Origin of the sequence: uncultured Granulicatella sp. (assembly GCF_963528195.1) — a bacterium.
Classification (GTDB): domain Bacteria; phylum Bacillota; class Bacilli; order Lactobacillales; family Aerococcaceae; genus Granulicatella.
This window is the reverse complement of the sequence record NZ_CAURVN010000070.1, coordinates 1-4,134: the sequence shown is the minus strand read 5'-3', so window position 1 is coordinate 4,134 and position 4,134 is coordinate 1. Positions and strand designations below refer to the sequence as shown.

General features: G+C 33.8%; 3 protein-coding genes. 1 reads left to right on the top strand and 2 read right to left on the bottom strand.

Going from position 1 to position 4,134, the window contains the following annotated elements; translation table 11 throughout:
• Positions 1 to 252: 252 nt before the first annotated feature.
• Positions 253 to 954: a YjjG family noncanonical pyrimidine nucleotidase gene (locus RWR88_RS08635; protein ID WP_314451868.1), complete on the bottom strand. Its 702-nt coding sequence runs from the start codon at positions 952 to 954 to the stop codon at positions 253 to 255.
• A gap of 129 nt (positions 955 to 1,083) precedes the next feature.
• Complete coding sequence (gene gor, locus RWR88_RS08630; RefSeq protein ID WP_314451867.1) at positions 1,084 to 2,433, bottom strand: glutathione-disulfide reductase; 1,350 nt, start codon at positions 2,431 to 2,433, stop codon at positions 1,084 to 1,086.
• A gap of 227 nt (positions 2,434 to 2,660) precedes the next feature.
• Between gor and RWR88_RS08625 the strand changes: the two genes are divergently transcribed.
• Positions 2,661 to 3,857: an O-antigen ligase gene (locus RWR88_RS08625; protein ID WP_314451864.1), complete on the top strand. Its 1,197-nt coding sequence runs from the start codon at positions 2,661 to 2,663 to the stop codon at positions 3,855 to 3,857.
• Positions 3,858 to 4,134 lie beyond the last annotated feature (277 nt).

Below are 4,134 nucleotides of genomic sequence, written 5' to 3'. Positions count from 1 at the left end.
GTTGAGACCTTAGGCTCAACTTTTAGGCATGAGACCGCAGGGCTGCTGCCGTCCTTATGCTACTATAGATAAATCCATTCACATCTTAAACGTCCCCTCATATATGTCTGACCCCAAGGATTTTCATAGTAGCAAAAGTGATAAAATCTGCACTGTAGATTTTATCACAGGAAAAGTTGAGACCTTAGGCTCAACTTTTAGGCATGAGACCGCAGGGCTGCTGCCGTCCTCATGCTACTATAGATAAATCCATTATAAAATTATTTTATACAGTTCTGACAAATGCCCAATCTGATACGTTGGCTCTACAGACAACAATTCCTCCGGCTCAGTTGGTCGTTCAGGGTTTTCCATATACCAACAAGTATCCATTCCAATACGACTTGCCCCATAAATATCTGCCTTAAAACTATCTCCAATCATTAAGGCATTCTCAATCGTCATTCCTTCTGTTTGATCTACTACAGCTTCAAAAAACTCTTTACTTGGCTTACGATATCCCACTACTTCAGAAATAAATAACTTTTCAAAGAAGTTTTCTAATCCAGCTGTTTTCAAACGTAGTAATTGAGTTTCTTCAATCCCATTAGTTGCTGCAACCATGAAAAAGTCTTTCTTCAATTCATGAATAATATCTAATGCATCTGGCATCATTGTATTTGCTTCTGCTAAATAGTGACGGAATTTTTTCTCACAAACACTTCCATCTACTTGAATCCCATAATATGCAAACCAACGAACAAATCTTTCTTCATTTAAATAAGTTTGAGAAATCTCTCCTTGTTCATATTGTTCCCATAATCCTTTATTCATTGTACGGTAAACTTCTAAAACTTCTGGAGTAAACTCTAATCCATCTTCTTGACTAATACGAGATAAAGCATAATCTTCTGCTCCCCAAAAATCAAAAATTGTATTATCTAAATCAAAAATTAAATATTGGTATTTTTTCACTTCTTTTCCTCCTAAAATCTTATGACAATTTATCATACACTCTGTAGGTTCATTCTTCAACTAATATCATTTCGACAAAAAAAGGATACCTTTGCCGAAACAAACGTATCCTTATCCTTCAAATTATCATTATCTCATTGTAACAAATTCTTCAGAAGCAGTTGGGTGAATCGCTACTGTTGCATCAAAATCTGCTTTAGTAGCACCCATTTTAACAGCAACTGCAAATCCTTGAATCATTTCATCAATACCTCCACCAATTCCGTGCAAGCCAATTACTTTTTCCTCTTCACCTAATGTAATTAATTTTAATTTTGTCATTTGACGGTGAACTGTAATCGCTGAGTACATTCCTGTAAAAGTTGATTGATATACTTTAATATTTTCAATACCATATTTTGCTTCCGCTTGTTCTTGTGTTAAACCAATCGAACCAATTGCTGGATGCGAGAATACAACTGTTGGAATTAATTCATAATCCATTTTGGCATCTGTTTTACCATTGAATAAACGTTCTGCCAATGTTCTACCTGCTTTAATCGCTACAGGTGTTAATTCTTTTTCACCAGAAACATCTCCTATCGCATAAATGCCAGGTGTTGTTGTATTTTGATACTCATCTACTTGAATAAACCCACGTTCTGTTAGTTCAACGCATGCTGCTTCTAAATTTAATTGGTGAACATTTGCTTTACGCCCTACTGCCCAAATAACTTTTTGACTTGTATGAGTGGTGCCATCTTCAAAATGAATTTGAATATCCCCATTATTTAATTTTTCTAATTTTTGAGGAACTTTATGCGTATGTAATGGCTGACCATTTTTCTTCATTTCCTCTACTAATACTTCAACAATCCCTTGATCAAAACCTCTTAACGGACCACCTTTACGGACAAACAAATCTGTTTTTACTCCTAATGCATGTAAAACTCCTGCTAATTCAACAGCAATATATCCAGCACCAATAATCGATACTGATTCTGGTAATTCTTCCCATGCAAATACATCATCGGAAGTACCTCCAAGTTCACTACCTGGAACATTGGGAATAAAAGCATATGAACCAGTCGCAATCACAATATGTTTAGCACGAATGTGTTCACCGTTTACTTCTACTGTATTTTTATCTACAAAACGAGCATATCCTTCGATATAGTCTACTCCATTTCGATTGAAGTTGTTTGAAAATGCTTGACGTGAACGTTCAATATAAGCTTCACGATTTTTTCTTAAAGTTTTAAAATCAAATGAAGTTTCTCCAATTGTATATCCATAATCTGCTGCGTAGTTTTTAAGTGTTTCTGAAACTTGAGCACCATACCACATGACCTTTTTAGGAACACATCCAACGTTTACACAAGTTCCCCCAATGATATTCCCCTCAATAACAGCTGCTTTAGCTCCATGCATGGCTGCACGATTCATCGTTGCACTACCACCACTTCCTCCACCAATTGCAATAATATCGTACTCTCTCATGTTCTTTCCCTCTTTCATCTTTATTTAAAATATCCATACGATTTAACTTACGATTATCATATCATTATCATCAGTTTTTTGTCTTCTATGTTGCTCAAAGCAATGATTTTTATGAGAAACCTTATAATCTCCTTAAAAATCTTCCACATTTCAATGAAAAATGGTAAAATAAGTCAGATATCATACCATTCATTTGAGAGTATTCTCAAATTTAGAAAGGAATTATTATGAAACTAATGTATATCCTTGATAAAATCAAGCGATTCCCAAATCAAGATTTGGCACTCTATTTAATGATTGTCAGTATTTTCTTGCCGTTTTACTTGTTTTTATCATTGTTCTTGTTTTATTTTATTCTACTAATCTTTACTGGAAAAATGAAACATATTTTAAGACAACTACTGAATTATCCAGTGTTATTAACATTTATTGCTTATAGCACGATTATCTCAGCATTAAGTGGTAATTTAATTGGAGTAGCAGCTTCCGTTTTATTTTTATGGTTTGCGATATTCTTCATTTATTACCAGAAACGGATTAATCAAGATTTTTTCCACATTGTATTACAGACAATTTTACTGGGAAGTATATTTGCAGCGCTATTTGCCTTTTTAGAACATTTTGAAATTGTTCATAAATTTAATTACGCATTTTTAGCACCGAATATGCAAGTTTGGCATCAAAATCGTGCTGAAGTTACATTCTTTAATCCAAATTATTACGGAATCATTTGTTGTTTCTGTATTATGATTGGTTTTTACCTTTTCACAACGACAAAAAATTGGAAATGGAAAGTCATCTGTATTATCGCTTGCTTTATCAATTTATTCGGTTTGAACTTTACTCAAAATAGAACAGCTTTCCCTGCAATTATTTGTGGAGCTATTATTTATTTATTTACAACAATTAAAAGTTCTCGAGCATTTTGGTTAAGTGTTGGCGTCTTTATTATTGGACTATTCTTCCTGTTTTCAAATGATATTGGAGTTCGAATGGGAACATTAGATTCATCTATGGATGAACGTATTTCCATTTGGAATGCAGGATTTACACTTTTCAAACAAAATCCATTTTTTGGTGAAGGGCCATTAACATATATGCATAGTTATCAACGAATTGGTGCGATTTATCATGAACATGCGCATAGTATTTATATTGATACAATTTTAAGTTATGGATATATTGGTACTCTATTATTAGCCATTGCTAGTATCAAGCCTGTCCGTAGTTTAATCGAAATGAGTCGTCAACCTCAAAAACGTCCAATCGTTGGATTATATGTTTCATTTTTAGTCGTTGTTGCAGTTCACGGAATTTTCGACTTAGCACTATTTTGGATTCAGTCAGCTTTCATTTTCCTAGTTGTAATGTGCAGCATTCCAATGTGGGAAAGAAACGAAACGATCGACATACCGCATGAATAAAGAACTTTTCTTAATAGCAAACACAAAAAAATCCAGATAAAACTGGATTTTTTTATTTAGGAAAACTCCAAGACGGTTTCACCGTCTTACTCATGACAGAAACAAAATTTGGTATTATACTTACGTTAGAGAACAATACTAATCCGTTCGAATTATTGGGGAATTGTCGTTCCTGTCAGGAAAACTGGATGAACAGGGGTCATGAGAAAACTCGATTATGCCTAGAGCATGAAAATAAAATTACATTTTACCTTCTGTTCCATTGTTCTTAAACAAT

Excerpts from the sequence above, each read along its gene's own strand:
- RWR88_RS08625 (WP_314451864.1), top strand. The coding sequence starts at position 2,661 with ATGAAACTAATGTATATCCTTGATAAAATCAAGCGATTCCCAAATCAA.
- gor (WP_314451867.1), bottom strand. The coding sequence starts at position 2,433 with ATGAGAGAGTACGATATTATTGCAATTGGTGGAGGAAGTGGTGGTAGT.